Consider the following 16,618-nt stretch of genomic DNA (forward strand, 5'->3'; position numbering starts at 1 on the left):
CAATCGCCGCACAACCCCGCCTATGCGGCGGAACTCGTCGATGCGGCCGGAATCTCTGTCTCCGCCCGAGTCAAATCGCTCTCTCCCGGTCACCGCACCCGCGTCGCGCTCGCACTCGCATTGGGACGACGCCCGGAAGTACTTCTGCTCGACGAGCATCTCGCCGACCTCGATCCGGTCGCTCGACGCGCCGTGGCCCGAACACTGATGCGCGACGCAGCAGAGAACGGCACCACCATCGTGCTTTCCTCGCATGTGCTGTCCGAACTCGTCGACGTCGCCGATCGACTACTCCTGTTGCGCGACGGCAGAATTCGACTCGACGGCGAACTCGACACCATCACGGCCGAGCACTACCTCCTCATCGGTAGCACCGACGCCGAACCCACCGTCGACGAGGGAACCATCGTTTCCGACGTATCGGGCTCCAGCGCAGCGGCATTCGTTGTCCATGGCACCCGACCGAAGACAACGCGACCGGGCTGGACCGCCGAAGACGCCACCCTGGACGACGTCGTGCTCGCCCACCTCGGCGCGGCGGTGGCGGCATGATCTGGGTGACGTGGAGACAGTTCCGCACAACGATTCTGTTCGGGGTGCTGACCCCACTGCTGGTGGCGGCCATCACGATTGCCATCACTCTGCTCGACGGTGGTGTGGCACCGATTCCGGTGCTCCAGGGGTGCCTCGGGATCGGAGACGACTACTGCACGGCGGAGACCGCGCAGACCATGGCGATTCTTCTCACGATCGCGCTACCGGTCGTGCTCGGGGCCTTCGTCGGGGTCACCGTGTTCTCTCGCGACCTCGAACGCCGTTCCCATGTGCTGGGTCTGACCCAGTCGGTGAGCCGACGACGGTGGTACGGAGTGCGCGTGCTTGTCGTGTTCGTTCCGACGATGCTCGCCGTGGCCCTACTCGGATGTGCGCTGTATTGGGCAAAGTACCGGACTTCTCCGGGGTCGTTCGCTTTCATGAGTACTGGCGAATCGCGCTTGGACTTCCCCACCTTCGGCGCAACAGGGTTCGTAGCGGGCGCGTACACGGCCGTGGGACTGATGCTCGGCGCAGCGTGCGCGTTGGCCATGAGGAACACGATCGCCGCAATGATCACGACCGTCGTCGTGTCCACTGCGTTCCTGGCGCTGCTGCCGACGCAGATCCGTGAGCATTACGCGAGCCCCGAGGTCGAGCGGCAAACGGTGGAGCAGAAAGTGGGCTCCATGTTCGGCGGAACCCCGGACTTCTATCTACCGGCGGATTCGATCAGGATCTATCCGCGGTGGAACGTCTCGTCGGACTACGTCGATCGACACGGTGATGCCGTAGCCATAGAACTGCAGCAGTGCACGCGGTACGACAACTACCGGGACATGAGCGAATTCGAGACGATCGCAGAGTTCGAGGAGTACTCCGACCGCCGTTTCGCGGAGGACGCTCGAATGATCCTCGAATGCGTCCGCGGACAGGGTGCCGAGGCCTTCGAGACGAAGTACCACGAGGATCGATTGTTCTGGCGATTCCAGGCGATCGAGACCGGTCTGTCGTTGGCGATCGCCGGCCTCTTCGGCGGACTGTCACTCCTCCTGGTCACGAGACTGCGGCCGTGATGGCAGGTCCGTCACCCTGCGAAGCGACGGGTAGCCACCAGGATCACAGTTGCGCAACCAACGCAGGCAATCCCACTGCGGCCGTGGTGCGCCACCGGTGATCGGCCATGTCGGAGATCTCGGTCTCGACCGGGTTGATCTCGACGACGGTGGCTCCGGCGCTGCGAGCGATCGCGGGCAGTCCTGCGAACGGATAGACGACTCCCGACGTGCCGACGACGAGAACGAGGTCGGCCTCGCGGACGGACGCCTCGGCCGCCGCCCAGGCGTCCTCGGGAAGCGATTCGCCGAACCACACCGCCCCCGGCCGAACGAGCCCACCGCACAGCGAACACTCCGGCGGCGGTATTCGCTGCTCTGAGTCGGTCTCGGTGCAGCCGGAGGTATCGAGGTGGGTGCGCGTCCCACAGTCGCTGCAATACGGCTCGAACAGACTGCCGTGCACGTGCGCGAGAACCTCGGCTCCGGCTCTCTCGTGGAGGTCGTCGACATTCTGGGTAGCGATATCGACGTGAGCCTGTTGCTGCCACCGCGCAAGTGCGACGTGTCCGGCGTTGGGCTCGGAGCGTCGGACCAATTCCGCTCGCCACCGATACCAGCCCCAGACCAGATCGCTGTCGGCCAGCCACCCCTCGGGGCTGGCGAGATCCTTGGGGTCGAAGTCCTTCCACAACCCGCTCTGCGCGTCCCTGAACGTCGCGATCCCCGACTCGGCAGACATGCCTGCGCCGGTGAGTACGGTGATCCGCGATGCCTCTCGCGCGGAGTCCACGACGGGCTTCGGAACGACAACGGGCGACGGATTCTCGGAAGTGGTCACCCGGTCATTGTGCCGAGCGGTGTGCCACGTCGCGCTACCGTGGGTCGCATGAGCATCGAGACCACCTCGCGCACGCGTCGGCGGTGGCCGCTGCGGGTAGCGGCGTGCACGGCCGTTGTCATCGTCGTAGCCGTCGGTGTTCTGTGGCTGGCACCGAGCCGATACCTCCCCTGGGACACCGAGGCCTTTCCCGAGGTGAACACCGGTGAACTGACCGCCGGTCAGGCACGGGTGGTGGAACTGTTGCGCACCGAACACGAGCAGCAACGTCCGGGAACGTTCTACGCCGAAGGGATCGACGAAGCCTGGTGCGCCGACTTCGTCAGTTGGATCATGAAGGAGGCGGACATGCCGCTGTCGAACCCCCATTCGGGTTCGTGGCGCATACCGGGCGTCTACACCCTGCAGGAGTACTACCAGGAGCAGGGACGATTCGAGACCGTCGGCGACTACACGCCGTCGGTGGGCGATGTGGTGCTCTACGACAACACCAGCTGGGCCGGCCAACACACCAACGTGATCGTGGCGGTCGACGGCGACGAGGCCGTCACCGTCGGCGGCAACGAAGCCGGCAAGATCAGAGTGCACACGCTGCACTACGCTTCCGACTCCGGGGTCGTCGGATTCGGTCGTCTGCAGAGCTGAGGTCACGACCTCGGGATCGCGTCCACGTCGCCGTAGGAACGTGCACCACCGTCGCGTTTGGCTCGGTAGAGCAACATGTCCGCACGGTCGAAGCAGTCGTCGACGGACTCCCCCGCACGCAGTGTCGTGTAGCCCGCGGAGAAGGTCTGGCCGTCGGGCACGACCGCCGACAACTCGGCCAGCACGGCCGACATGGTCGTCGAACCCACACCGGGCATCACGAGGGCGAACTCCTCGCCGCCCCACCGCGCGATGGACGCGCGCCCGCCGAGCAGGCCCACGGCAGCAGCAGAGAACTGAACCAACAGCCGATCCCCTCGTCCGTGTCCGTACTGGTCGTTGTACGACTTGAACCGATCGAAGTCGACCATCGCCAGAGCCAACGCGACATCGGCACCTCGCGGTGTCGTCAACTGATGCAACCGATCTCGCCATCCACGTCGGTTGAGCAACCCGGTGAGAGCATCGGTCTGCGCGGCCTGCCGGAGATCGTCCTCGACCCGCCGCCGGTCGGTGACGTCGTGCACGACGGCCATCGTCCACCGAATGCCGTCGGGGCCGGGAACCTCGCTGGCCGAGATCCAGCCCCACCGGACCGTGCCGTCCGGATGCAGGTAACGCTTCTCGAGGTGGACCGCTTCCCCACGCGCCCTGGCGTCGTTCATGATCTGTTCCATGGCGGCGTGCTGCGCCAGATCGTCGGGGTGGGTGAATTCACGGGAGGACCGGCCGGGCAACAGATGGCGTGGACAACCGACAACGGCTGCATACGCCTCGTTCGCGAGAACCAACAGTCCATTCTCGTCGGCAAGGGCCAATCCGACTGTGCTGGCCTCGAACATCTCCCGATACCAACGATCGGTGTCGACCATCTTCAGCCAGGTCTCTTCCTCGAACAGTACGAGCCACGTCGGCTCGCACGCACCACCGAGAATACGCGGCGCCTTGCACCGGAGTGCGGCCGAGCACGGGCAGCCGGTCTTGACCTTGACGTAACGTCAGGGTTCACACTGAACGCATGAGAATCGGATCTCTGGCCGACGCCGCCGGAACGACACGCCGAACCGTGCGTCACTACCACCGGATCGGCCTGCTCGATGAGCCACGCCGACTGTCCAACGGCTATCGCGAGTACACGATCGACGACGTGATTCGACTGATGAGAATCCGGTGGCTCGCCGACTCCGGAATGCCTCTCGGCGCGATAGCGGCCGCCCTCGACCGGTCCCCGACGGACGACAGCGACGTGGTCGCCGATCTGCGAGCACTGCTGGCCGGAATCGAGTCGGAGCAGAAAGCGTTGGCGCACAGACATGCCCGACTGTCGGCCCTGCTCGACGACGCCGTCGAGCATCGTGCACTGACGGCCCTACCGCGCGATGCGGCGGACACGCTGGCCGCTGTGATCGACGCCGCCGACGACACCGACCGAGAAACACTGCTCCGCGAGCGTGACCTGCTCGAGGTGATGGCGATCTCGGGCACCGTCCCCACGTCGTTCTTCGAGACGATGACAGCGACGCTGGCCGATCCCGGCAGCCGGCAGAACTACCTGGGCATCCTGCGCAGATTCAGCGCGCTCGAAGGTCGAGACCCGGGCGTTGCCGAACGTGACATCGACTCGCTCGCAGCAGAATTGACGTCGTTGCTCGATATCGAGTCCCTCGGCACAGCAGGACAGAATACCGAGAGCTCCGGCCCGTTCGGTATCGACGACATCGTGCCCGATCCCGCTCAGCGCGCAGTGATCATCCGTGCCACCGCACGGCTGCGGACCACCGAATCGAGCCGATCGGGTGATACTCGATGACGGTCGACACCCCGGTCCAGGTCGGGAGATGCCGCGCTCTGCTGCTGTGGGCGCGGGGACGACACGCACCGATCGGCGCAGACTCGGTGATGTTCACAGCAGTCCGCGGGACTCGCGCGATGCCCGTGATGTTCGGCGTCGTCACCGTCATCGAGATGGTCGTGCTGCATCTGCTGATTCCGGTGCCATGGATCAGCGCAGTGGTTGCGGCCCTGTCGGTGGCGTCACTGGTGGCGCTCACATCGTCGGTCGCGCTGGCCCACGTCCATCCGCACGTCCTCTCGCCGACGACGCTCACGCTGCGAACCTCGGGGAAGGTCGTCGCAACGGTGGACCGATCGGCCATCGCCTCCGCCCGAATTCACCGCCGGTACGGCGTCGTCTCACCGACTCTCGACGGCGGCCGACTCGTGCTGCCGAATCAGGACGGTACCACCGTCGACGTCCAATTATCCTGCGCTACAACGGTTACCGTGCCGGCACCACTGCAGCAATGGCGGCTGGACGGCAACGCCCACACCTTCTGCCTGCACATGGACGATCCCGCAGCACTGGTTGCAGCGCTCACCCGGCCTACCCCCGACACCGAACCCGGTTCGAGGCGACGCAGCACACCGGCCGCGAACGACAGAACAAGCACGGCCGGCACGGTGATGCCGGATCCGGCCCGGATGGGCCGGGTGTAGCTGCGGCCGGGCGCTCGAAACCGTCTCCGAACTGGGCATATCACTGCAAAGCAGACTCCGAGGGGTACTTCACCCCGCGTACACGTATTGTTTGCCCCTGAATCCCGTTCTCACCGGAATCGGGTACCACCGTCCACGACCCCCGACCGAGTGGTCGATACACAGCCGGGAAGTCATCTCTCTTTCATGCACGCACCCCAGAGCAGCACCGACACCGATTCGGTCGCCGGTACCTCGGCCCCGGTATCGGTTCAGGGGCACATCATTGCGCCGCCGGACGGGCGTAGCCGACCACCCCAGCGACACGATCTCAACGGCCTGCGCGGCGTCGCCATCGCCCTCGTTGTCGTCTTCCACATCTGGATGGGTCGGGTGTCGGGCGGCGTCGATGTGTTCCTCACCCTGTCCGGCTTCTTCTTCACCGCATCCCTGCTGCGATCGGCCGAGTCCGGCGCGAGCCTGAACCCGATCACTCGCATCACCCGGGTGCTGCGCAGACTCGGGCCGCCCCTGCTGATCACCCTGCTCGCAGTGGGCGTCGCATCGGTATTCCTGCTCCCACGCACCCGATGGGCCGATCTGGGCGATCAGTTGGTGTCCGGTGTCTTCTACTACGTGAACTGGCAGCTGGCGACGACAGCGAACGACTACCTGGCGGCCGACCCCTCGGTGAGTCCCGTTCAGCACCTGTGGTCGGTGGCCGTGCAGTTCCAGTTCTATCTGCTTGCCATTGCCGTCGTGTTCGGTCTCGCCTGGGTCCGACGCATCGCGCGTCCGGAGGGACCGCGAAGTCTTCGGCCGCGTACCTTCGCGGTGATCTTCGCGCTCATGGCAGTGCTGTCCTTCGTGTACGCAGCGGACGGTGTGCGACGCAACCAGGCGTGGAACTACTACGACACCGGGGCGCGACTGTGGGAGATCATGCTCGGAGCCGCCGTTGCCGCCGTCTTCGCCGCACGGAGCAACAACCCGGCGGGCGAGCCGTCGGCCCGTGACTCCCGAGCGTGGTCGACGGCACGCGGGGCCCTTGCCGGTGTCGGGATGGCGGTCATCGTGGCGTGCGGATTTCTCGTGGACGGGGTGGCTGCCTTTCCCGGTCCCCTGGCCCTGATTCCGGTGCTGGCCACCCTCGCGTTGATCGTCGCCGGCTCACAGACCGCCGTCGCGACCACGCTCTCCAATCGGTTCTTCGCCTGGCTCGGATCGATCGCGTTTCCGCTGTACCTGTGGCATTGGCCGCTGCTGATCTTCTACCTCTCGGCCACCGGTCGGTCCCAGGTCGACCTCTCGGGTGGCGTCGGCATCGTCGTTGCCTCGATCGCACTCGCGTTCCTCACCGTCCGGCTGGTCGAAAGACCCACGCAGTCGACGACGTTCACCCCGGGACGTATCGCGGTGACCGCGTGCGCCGTGTTCGCCGCGATCGCCGTCACGGCGAGTTCGATCGGATGGAACGCCTTCATCAGCCGGTCGATCACCGAGGTACAGGCCGATGGATCGGTCGACGAGATGACCCACCCGGGGGCACTCGAACTGACCGACGGCATTCGCGCCGAGCCGACCGCCCTCAGTCCCCCGCTGTACTCGGCTCCCGAGGATCTCCCCGCCAGCACTCTCGAAGGGTGCATCGCCGATTTCGAAACTCGCGATGCGATCTCGTGTACGTACGGTGACCTCGACGCGAACCGCACCATTGTGCTGGCGGGGGGCTCACACGCCGAACACTGGTTGTCGGCCCTCGACCCGCTCGGGAGCAGGCACGGGTTCAAAGTCGTCACGTTCTTCAAAATGGGTTGTCCATTGAGTGTGGACACGATGCCGATGCTCGGTGCCAACGAATACCCGGATTGCCTCGACTGGACGCAGACCGTGCTGGCCGAGGTTGCGGCGATGAAACCCGCCTACGTGTTCACCACGGCCACCCGACCTCGGGAAGGGTTCCCGGGCGACTACACCCCCGCCTTCTACACCGAGGTTTGGCGACAACTCGCTGCGGACGGTGTCGGAATACTGGGCGTTCGGGACACTCCGTGGCTGGCGTACCGGGCGATCGATTGCCTGGCCGACGGTGGCGATGCCACCTCGTGCGGCATATGGAGGGACGAGGCACTCGACCCTGTCAATCCGGCGCTCGCGGCCTCGTTCCAGCTTCCCGGATTCTCCGCTCTCGACCTGTCCGATGCGGTCTGCGACACCACCGTGTGCCGCGTCGAGCAAGGCAACGTGCTCATCTACCGTGACGAGCATCATCTCACCGCGACCTACGTGCGAACTCTGACCTCCGAGCTGGGACGGCAGCTCGGAACGGCCACCGGCTGGTGGGCCGGACCGTGAGCCGAGCGGCTCGCGCTCGGTAAGCCCGGGCCCACCCGCCACAGTAGGGTTGATCCATGCTGCACGAAGCCTCCGACGACACGCCTGCCATCGCAGTATGGCCGGGATCCGCTTATCCGCTCGGCGCGACCTACGACGGAGCAGGAACCAACTTCGCACTGTTTTCCGAGGTCGCGGAGGCCGTGGATCTCTGCCTGATCGCAGAGGACGGCACCGAGACACGCATTCGTTTCGAAGAGTCCGATGGCTACGTCTGGCACGCATATCTGCCCACGGTGGTACCGGGTCAGCGCTACGGCTACCGCGTTCACGGCCCCTGGGATCCGGCAGCCGGGCATCGCTGCGACCCGAGCAAGCTGCTCGTGGACCCGTACGGCAAGGCGTTCGAGGGATCGTTCGACGGTGACCGATCGCTGTTCTCCTACAACATGGACGCGCCGGCTCCCGAGGCAGAGGCCGAGCCAGAGGTCCCCACCGACGAGGAACCGGCGGACTCGCTCGAGACCGATGCCCCGTTCGAGGACGCCACCGATCTCGCCGATCCCGACGACGAGATCATCGAGGAAGCTCCCATCGCGCACGACGACGTGCCGAACAACGATTTCCCTCAGCATGATTCGCTCGGTCACACGATGACCACCGTCGTGATCAATCCGTTCTTCGACTGGCAGGCCGATCGCGCCCCCAAGCGCCCGTATCACGAGACGGTGATTTACGAGGCCCACGTCAAGGGGATGACGATCAACCATCCAGAGATCCCCGAGGCCGAGCGCGGCACCTACGCGGGCCTGGCACATCCGGTGATCATCGACCACCTCAACCACCTCGGGGTCACGGCCATCGAGTTGATGCCGGTGCACCAGTTCATGCAGGATCAGGTCCTGCTGGACAATGGACTGCGAAACTACTGGGGCTACAACACGTTCGGCTTCCTGGCCCCGCACGCGGAATACTCCTCACTGCAGTCCCCCGGCGCGGCGGTCACGGAGTTCAAGGCCATGGTTCGCGCTTTCCACGCAGCGGGAATCGAGGTGATACTCGACGTGGTCTACAACCACACCGCCGAGGGCAATCACATGGGCCCGACCATCAGCTTCCGCGGCATCGACAACGCGGCGTACTACCGGCTCGTCGACGGCGACCTCGAGCACTACATGGACTACACCGGTACCGGCAACAGTCTCAACGCGCGACATCCGCACACGCTGCAGCTGATCATGGACTCGTTGCGCTACTGGGTGACCGAGATGCACGTCGACGGGTTCCGATTCGACCTCGCATCTACGTTGGCTCGCGAACTGCACGATGTCGATCGCCTCAGCGCATTCTTCGATCTGGTTCAACAGGATCCGGTCGTCAGCCAGGTGAAGCTGATCGCCGAGCCCTGGGACATCGGTGAGGGCGGCTACCAGGTCGGCAACTTCCCCGGGCTGTGGACGGAATGGAACGGCAAGTACCGCGACACCGTGCGTGACTACTGGCGTGGTGAGCCCGCGACGCTGGGCGAGTTCGCGTCGCGGTTGACCGGATCCTCGGATCTGTACGAGTCGAACGGTCGTCGCCCCGGAGCCAGCATCAACTTCGTCATTGCCCACGACGGATTCACCCTCAACGATCTCGTGTCGTACAACGACAAGCACAACGAGGCGAACGGTGAAGGCAACAACGACGGCGAGAGTCACAACCGATCCTGGAACTGCGGCGTCGAGGGACCCACCGACGATCCGGAGATCCTGGATCTGCGTGCCCGCCAGATCCGCAACATCATGGCAACGCTGCTCCTCAGCCAGGGCACGCCGATGATCGCCCACGGCGACGAGATGGCACGAACACAGCAGGGCAACAACAACGTCTACTGCCAGGACTCCGAACTGGCGTGGATGGACTGGTCGTTGGCCGAGACCAATGCGGAACTGATCGAGTTCACTCGCAACACCATCGCGCTGCGCGCCGAACATCCGGTCTTCCGGCGTCGACGGTTCTTCGAGGGCCGCCCCATCCGCACCGGCGAGCAGGCACGAGACATCGCGTGGCTCACCCCCGCGGGCGAGGAAATGACTCCCGAGGACTGGGACAGCGGATTCGGTAAGTCGCTCACGGTGTTCCTCAACGGTGACGGCATCCCGGAACCGAATCAGCGCGGCGAGCGCGTGGTGGACGACTCGTTCCTGCTGTGCTTCAACGCCCATCACGAGACCCTCGAGTTCGTGACCCCGGACGGGGGCTACGCCAAGGAGTGGACGGTGGCGCTGAACACCGCGTCGCGAACCGGGACAAGTGAGAAAACGATCGAAGCGGGTACACCGGTGGAAGTCACCGCTCGTTCCCTACTCGTTCTACGAAAGACTGCCTGACACATGCCGCTGCCCACCAGCACATACCGGTTACAACTGCGGGGCGATGCCTTCACCCTGGCCGACGCCACCGACGTGGTCGGTTACCTCCACGACCTCGGGGTCACGCACCTGTATCTATCGCCCATCCTGACGGCAACGGACGGCTCGACGCACGGGTACGACGTCACCGACACCTCGACGGTCTCGGCCGCGCTGGGGGGCCGAGAAGCATTGACGCAGTTACATTCTCGTGCCGCAGAGCTGGGCATGGGGATCATCGTCGACATCGTCCCCAACCACGTCGGAGTGGAGGACCCGCGGCAGAACGCGTGGTGGTGGGACGTACTACGCCGCGGTCGTGACTCCGAGTACGCGACGTACTTCGACATCGACTTCGGAGCCGACAACGGCGTCGACGGCAAGATCGCGATCCCCGTACTCGGCAGCGCGAGCGACGTCGGTGAGCTGACCGTCGACCGCTCCGAGGAGCAGCCTCTGCTCGCGTTCTACGAGCACCGCTTCCCCATCGCAGACGGCACCGATGGTGACGATGCGCAGGCCGTGCACGACCGTCAGTCCTACCGATTGGTGAGCTGGTCCGACGGACTGATCGGATACCGACGGTTCTTCTCCGTGAACGGCCTGGCAGGAATTCGGCAGGAAGACCTGGACGTCTTCACCGACTCCCACCGCCAGGTGGCCGGTTGGATCGAGGACGGCTTGATCGACGGACTTCGCGTCGACCATCCCGACGGCCTGGCCGACCCCGCCGGCTATCTCACCGAACTGCGCGGACTGCTCGGACCCGACCGATGGCTGGTCATCGAGAAGATCCTGGCCGACGGCGAACCACTGGACGAATCGCTCCCCGTCGACGGAACGACCGGGTACGACGCCTTGGCCGCAGTCGGCGGAGTGTTCGTCGACCCCGAGGGCGTGCACGCGCTCACCGCGTTGTCCCAGGTGCGCTCGGGCATCGCCTACGACAGCGAGACGCTGCACGAGACGGAACTCGACCTCAAGACCGGTGTCGCCCGCGGGGATCTGTCCCCGGAGGTACGACGCCTCGCGCGTGCCGTCGTTCGCGAATCCGCCACCACCGTCGAACTCGAGTCCATCATCGACGCGATAGTTGCCGTCGTCGCGGCCGTCCCGGTCTATCGAACCGACTATGCACCGCTCGCCGGCGTGCTGCCGGGCGTGATCGCTGCTGTCGGCGAGGAGCAGCCGGACCTGGCCGGCGGCCTGGGCGCACTGGCGACCGCCCTCGTCACCGGTGCAGAATCGCCGGTCCGCTTCGACCAGGTCTGCGGTGCCGTCACGGCCAAGGGCGTAGAGGACTGCCTGTTCTACCGCGCCAACCGGTTGATCTCCCTGCAAGAGGTGGGCGGCGACCCGAGCCGATTCGGTTGCAGCACAGCGTACTACCACCTGACCAATGCCGATCGAGCGCGCCGCTGGCCGGCTGCGATGACCACCCTGTCGACTCACGACACCAAACGCGGCGAGGATGTACGGGCGCGCATCGGCGTACTGTCGCAGACTCCCGAACTGTGGGCCCGCTGCATCACGGACTGGGAAGAGATTGCCCCGAGTCCCGACGGCACCACTGGAATGTTCCTGTGGCAGAACCTGTTCGGAGTCTGGCCGACGGACGGAGTGGTCACCTCCTCGTTGCGTGAACGCGTCCACGCCTACGCGGAGAAGGCGATCCGCGAGGCGGCGCTTCGCACGACGTGGACCGACCCGGACGAGGAATTCGAGTCCGCGGTGCACGGCTGGCTCGACGCGATCTTCGACGGTGCCGTCGCGCGGTCGATGTCGATGCTCGTCGAGAAGCTCGCTCCGCACGGCCATTCCGACGCACTGGGTCAGAAACTGTTGAATTTGGCCGGACCCGGCATCCCCGATGTCTACCAGGGCACCGAGTTGTGGGAGGACTCGCTCGTCGACCCCGACAACAGAAGGCCCGTCGACTACTCGGTCCGTCGATCGATGCTCGCCGCGTCGAACTCCGCTGCGCTCTCGGTCGATACGGGTGCTGCCAAGCTCGCCGTCGTTCGCTCCGCACTGCACGTGCGACGCGAGCGACCCGAAAGTTTCGTCGGCGGAAGCTACACCCCCATCGTCGCGGACGGATCCGCAACCGAGCACCTCGTCGGATTCGCACGTGGCCCGCTGCCGGGCAACTCCGACGTCATCGCACTGGCCACCAGGTTTTCGCTCGCGGTGTCCGAACAGGGCTGGGGCGAGACAACCGTGACCCTGCCCGACGGCCGATGGCGCGATCGGATCACCGACGTCGAACACACCGGCACCGTGTCCGTGGCCGAGATGTTCGCCTCACTCCCGGTCGCACTCCTGGTGCGCGACAACGAAGAAGCGGTGACACAGTGACATCGACAGCAGCGACATCGACAGCAGCTACATCACCGGCAGCGACATCACCGGCAACGACTCGTCGGTTCGAAGTCTGGGCACCGACCCCGGAGACGGTCCGCCTCCAGCTCGACGACACGGTGCATCCGATGCAGCGCTCCTCCAGCGGCTGGTGGCATGCCGACGTGGACTGCACCCCGACCAGTCGATACGGCTTCCTGCTCGACGACGCAGACAAGGCGCTGCCGGATCCGCGATCGCCGCGGCAGCCCGACGGCGTGCACGAGCTGTCCCAGGTGTTCGACGTCGATTCCACGCTGTGGACCGACGCGGCGTGGACCGGCCGACAATTGCCGGGCTCGTCGATCTACGAGCTCCACATCGGCACATTCACCGACGAGGGCACGTTCGATGCGGCCATCACCAAGCTCGATCACCTCGTCGATCTCGGTGTGACGTTCATCGAGATCATGCCGGTCAACGGATTCAACGGCGTGCACAACTGGGGCTACGACGGTGTGCTCTGGTACACCGTGCACGAGGCGTACGGCGGCCCGGAAGGCTTGCAGCGCTTGGTCGATGCCTGCCACGGCCGCGGCATCGGCGTCGTTCTGGACGTGGTCTACAACCACCTCGGTCCCTCCGGCAACTACCTCGACCGCTTCGGCCCCTACATGACCGAGGGTGCCAACAGCTGGGGCCAAGCAATCAACTATGCAGATGCAGACTCGGGCGAGGTGCGGCGCTACGCCCTCGACAACGCGCTGCGCTGGTTCTCCGAATTCCACATCGACGCGTTACGTCTGGATGCAGTGCACGCGATCGTCGACCACACCGCGGTGCATCTACTCGAACAGTTGTCGATCGAAACCCGAAGCCTCTCGGCTCATCTGGGTCGGCCGCTGACCCTGATCGCCGAGAGCGACCTCAACGATCCGATGCTGATCACCGCACGATCGGGCGGCGGCTACGGACTCGACGCGCAGTGGGACGACGACATCCACCACGCGATTCATGCCGCGGTCTCCGGCGAGCGCCAGGGTTACTACGGCGATTTCGGTTCGCTGCGGGGGCTGGCGAACACGCTGAGGCAGGGGTTCTTCCACGCCGGAACGTACTCGAGTTTCCGCGGTCGCATCCACGGTCGCCCACTGGACACCAGGCGCATCCCGGCCAGTTCTCTGGTGACCTACACGACCACGCACGACCAGGTGGGAAACCGCGCGATCGGCGACCGTCCGGGCTTCTATCTCTCCCCCGGCCAGCTCGCGATCAAGGCCGCGCTGGTGCTGACCTCGCCCTACACTCCGATGCTGTTCATGGGCGAAGAATGGGGAGCGTCGACGCCGTTCCAGTTCTTCACCTCGCACCCCGAGCCCGAGCTGGGCAAGGCCACCGCAGAGGGACGCAAAGCGGAGTTCGCCGAGCACGGTTGGGACAAGAGCGATATCCCGGATCCGCAGGATCCCGAGACGTTCACGCGGTCGAAGCTGAACTGGTCGGAGCTGGGCGACGGCGATCATGCGCGACTGTTGGCGGTCTACCGCGATCTGTTACGGCTGCGCCGCGACCGGACCGAACTGACCGATCCGTGGCTCGACCACGTGAAGGTGGAGTACGACGAGGACGCGAAGTGGATCGTCGTTCGCCGAGGCCGCATCAGCGTGGTGTGCAACCTGTCCGAATCCGCGGTGACGGTACCGGTCGGCGGCTCCGCACTGCTCGAGTGGGAGCCGACGACCTCGAACGAAACCGGCTCTGCCACCACGGTTCCCGGTCACTCCGTAGTGGTGCTGGAGTCCTGACGCCTGCGTAGATTGACCAGGACGAACACGGCGGTGATGGCCAACACCACCGCGGTGGCGACGGCCGCGACATGCATGCCCGACACGAACGCAGCATGCGCGGAATCCAACAGAACCGTCGCCACCGAGTCGGGCACCTCTCGAGCCACCGCATCCGCGCCGCCAAGTGTCTCGCCTGCCCTGGCTCCCAGCTCGGGGGTCAGCTGCGTGACGTCGATACCGCGACGGAAGAAGGCCATGACCACGGTGCCGAGGATGGCAACACCCAGCGCGATACCCAGCTCGTAGGCGGTTTCCGACACGGCCGAGGCCGCTCCCGCCCGTTCGGGTTCGACAGCGCTGACGACCAACTCGGAGGTCAGCGTAAGCGCCACACCGACGCCTGCTCCCACGAGGACGAATCCAGCGATGAACAAGGCCGGTCCACTGTCCGTGGCCAGTCCGACCAGCAGCCCTGCGCCCGCGGCGGCGACGAACATCGCAGTACCTAGAACCGTTCCTGCGCTGAAGTACCGGACCAGGACCGCAACGAGCAGTGCGGTGACGATACTGGCGGCCGTGCCGGGCAGTAGCAACAGTCCCGCCTCGAGCGGACTGTAACCGAGCACGAGCTGTAAGTACTGCGAACCGAAGAACAACACCCCGGCGAGAGCGAAGACCGACAGGAAGTTGGTGGCCACGCCCGTGGAGAACGCCCGGTTGGCGAACAGACTCAGGTCGATCATCGGGGCCGCCAGAGTCCTCTGACGCCGGACGAACACGAACCCGGCGATGACGCCGATCACGGCGGACAGCAGGTAGACCACGTCGAATCCGTATGCCGCGGTCTCCTTCACCGCGAACACAATCGGCACGATGGCGAGCATCGACAGCGCTGAGCTCGTCAGGTCGAAGCGGCCGGGGTTCGGATCCTTGGACTCGGGGATCACCAGCGGACCGAGTGCGATCAGAGCGATCATCACGGGGATGTTGATGAGGAACACCGACCCCCACCAGAAGTGTTCGAGCAGCCAGCCGCCCACGAGCGGCCCTGCCGCGGCACCGCCACCGGCCATTGCGCCCCATACGCCGATTGCGGCGACGCGCTGGCGTGGGTTCAGGAAGATGGTGCGAATGAGGCCCAAGGTCGCGGGCATCAGCGTTGCGCCGGAGATGCCCTGGAGCACCCTGGCCGCGATCAGCATCTCGGCGCTGGTCGAGACGGCAGCGACGAGCGAGGCGATCCCGAAGCCTGCAGCTCCGATCAGCAGCAGGCGGCGGCGTCCGATCCGGTCGCCGAGCGTGCCCATGGTGATGAGCAAGCCGGCCAGGACGAACGAGTAGACATCGATGATCCACAGCAGCTGGTTACTGGTCGGTGCCAGATCCGAGCTGATGAACGGCAGGGCCAGGTCGAGTACCGTGCCGTCGACAGCGATCAACAGCACGGCGAACGCCAGCACCACCAGCCCGAGCCAGTCTCGTGGGGTGGCCCGATGCTCGTGGGCACCGTCGACCTCGTGCACCGAACCGGTGCGCACGTCACTCACTGAAATCTCCTACGTTCCCGTGCTCGGTTGCCCGAAGGCCAATCCGAACACCTCCTGGTACCGACCGTCCAGCCGGTACAGTAAACGAGAGTACCGCGAACCGTCCAGCCGGTAAAGTGACTTTCATGTCATCGGATACCCGCGACCGAATACTGGACGCACTCGAAACGATGCTGCTCGATCACGGCATGACCAAGGTGACCCTCGACAGCGTCGCCGCCGCCGCAGGAGTCTCCAAGGGCGGACTCCTCTATCACTTCAAGACCAAGGACGCCCTGGTCGCCGCCATGGTTCGACGGCTCGCCGTTCAGGCCGATCAGCAGCGCGCCGATGCTGCCGAGGGCGGCACGTCGGTTGCCGAGTGGTATCTGCAGCCGCCCGACTCCATCTCGGAGAAGGAGCTCGCGCTGTACCGCTCCACGCTGGCGGCACTGCGCAGCGTGGACGGCAACTCCGGTGAGGTGCAGGACGCCGTAGTCGACATGATGCAGCAGTGGGACGAAGGCTTGCGGACGGAGATCGACGATCCGGTCCAGGCCGAGATCGTCCGACTCGTCGGCGACGGGATCTACCTCGGAGCCGTCCTCGACCTGCCCGCCGTCGACCCCGAGCTGCACAAACGAGTCGTCGACCGTTTGCTCGGCAGGTAGGTTCGCGCCGGTGA

11 protein-coding genes and 2 pseudogenes are annotated in these 16,618 nt (G+C 65.4%); 10 read left to right on the forward strand and 3 right to left on the reverse strand.

Going from position 1 to position 16,618, the window contains the following annotated elements; all coding sequences use genetic code 11:
* Nucleotides 1–21 precede the first annotated feature (21 nt).
* Both MTX35_RS10910 and MTX35_RS10915 read left to right on the forward strand, forming a co-directional pair.
* Nucleotides 22–552: pseudogene (locus MTX35_RS10910) on the forward strand (ATP-binding cassette domain-containing protein); the annotation flags it as partial.
* A complete protein-coding gene (locus MTX35_RS10915) occupies nucleotides 549–1,610 on the forward strand; it encodes an ABC transporter permease (protein WP_243594967.1) in 1,062 nt (353 codons plus the stop codon). The pseudogene MTX35_RS10910 and the gene MTX35_RS10915, both read left to right, overlap by 4 nt.
* Nucleotides 1,611–1,653: 43 nt before the next feature.
* On the opposite strand, the gene MTX35_RS10920 is transcribed toward MTX35_RS10915, so the two are convergent.
* Nucleotides 1,654–2,430 (reverse strand): NAD-dependent deacylase, encoded by a 777-nt coding sequence (locus MTX35_RS10920; RefSeq protein WP_308198120.1) that lies wholly within the window; start codon nucleotides 2,428–2,430, stop codon nucleotides 1,654–1,656.
* Nucleotides 2,431–2,478: 48 nt separating this feature from the next.
* On the opposite strand from MTX35_RS10920, the gene MTX35_RS10925 reads away from it, so the two are divergent.
* The gene (locus tag MTX35_RS10925; RefSeq protein WP_243594968.1) at nucleotides 2,479–3,075 is read left to right on the forward strand and encodes a CHAP domain-containing protein; all 597 of its coding nucleotides are present in this window, start codon (nucleotides 2,479–2,481) and stop codon (nucleotides 3,073–3,075) included.
* Between the two features lie 2 nt (nucleotides 3,076–3,077).
* On the opposite strand, the gene MTX35_RS10930 is transcribed toward MTX35_RS10925, so the two are convergent.
* Nucleotides 3,078–3,947 carry a sensor domain-containing diguanylate cyclase gene (locus MTX35_RS10930; RefSeq protein ID WP_243594969.1) on the reverse strand — a complete coding sequence of 290 codons (870 nt, stop codon included), beginning with the start codon at nucleotides 3,945–3,947 and terminating at the stop codon, nucleotides 3,078–3,080.
* A 146-nt stretch (nucleotides 3,948–4,093) separates the two neighbouring features.
* On the opposite strand from MTX35_RS10930, the gene MTX35_RS10935 reads away from it, so the two are divergent.
* The 6 genes and pseudogenes from MTX35_RS10935 to treZ all read left to right on the forward strand — a co-directional run.
* On the forward strand, nucleotides 4,094–4,885 hold the full coding sequence (locus tag MTX35_RS10935; RefSeq protein WP_243594970.1) for a MerR family transcriptional regulator: 792 nt from the start codon (nucleotides 4,094–4,096) through the stop codon (nucleotides 4,883–4,885).
* Nucleotides 4,882–5,571 carry a hypothetical protein gene (locus MTX35_RS10940; protein WP_243594971.1) on the forward strand — a complete coding sequence of 230 codons (690 nt, stop codon included), beginning with the start codon at nucleotides 4,882–4,884 and terminating at the stop codon, nucleotides 5,569–5,571. The genes MTX35_RS10935 and MTX35_RS10940 overlap by 4 nt, the downstream gene beginning before the upstream one ends.
* A 186-nt stretch (nucleotides 5,572–5,757) precedes the next feature.
* Nucleotides 5,758–7,905, forward strand: coding sequence for an acyltransferase family protein (locus MTX35_RS10945; RefSeq protein WP_243594972.1), 2,148 nt, complete (start codon nucleotides 5,758–5,760; stop codon nucleotides 7,903–7,905).
* A gap of 56 nt (nucleotides 7,906–7,961) precedes the next feature.
* Entirely contained in the window at nucleotides 7,962–10,259 is a 2,298-nt protein-coding gene (gene glgX / locus MTX35_RS10950; RefSeq protein WP_243594973.1) for a glycogen debranching protein GlgX, read from the forward strand.
* Nucleotides 10,260–10,262: 3 nt separating this feature from the next.
* Nucleotides 10,263–12,638: a malto-oligosyltrehalose synthase gene (treY, locus tag MTX35_RS10955; RefSeq protein WP_243594974.1), complete on the forward strand. Its 2,376-nt coding sequence runs from the start codon at nucleotides 10,263–10,265 to the stop codon at nucleotides 12,636–12,638.
* Between the two features lie 68 nt (nucleotides 12,639–12,706).
* A pseudogene (gene treZ, locus MTX35_RS10960) lies at nucleotides 12,707–14,425 on the forward strand (malto-oligosyltrehalose trehalohydrolase); the annotation flags it as partial.
* Here the strand turns inward: treZ and MTX35_RS10965 are convergent.
* On the reverse strand, nucleotides 14,398–15,960 hold the full coding sequence (locus tag MTX35_RS10965; protein ID WP_243595098.1) for an MFS transporter: 1,563 nt from the start codon (nucleotides 15,958–15,960) through the stop codon (nucleotides 14,398–14,400). The pseudogene treZ and the gene MTX35_RS10965 sit on opposite strands and share 28 nt — an antisense overlap.
* Before the next feature lie 119 nt (nucleotides 15,961–16,079).
* Between MTX35_RS10965 and MTX35_RS10970 the strand changes: the two genes are divergently transcribed.
* The gene (locus MTX35_RS10970) at nucleotides 16,080–16,604 is read left to right on the forward strand and encodes a TetR/AcrR family transcriptional regulator (protein ID WP_243594975.1); all 525 of its coding nucleotides are present in this window, start codon (nucleotides 16,080–16,082) and stop codon (nucleotides 16,602–16,604) included.
* Nucleotides 16,605–16,618: the final 14 nt, after the last annotated feature.

This window comes from Rhodococcus sp. ARC_M12 (genome assembly GCF_022810385.1).
GTDB classification, from domain to species: Bacteria; Actinomycetota; Actinomycetes; order Mycobacteriales; family Mycobacteriaceae; genus Rhodococcoides; species Rhodococcoides navarretei.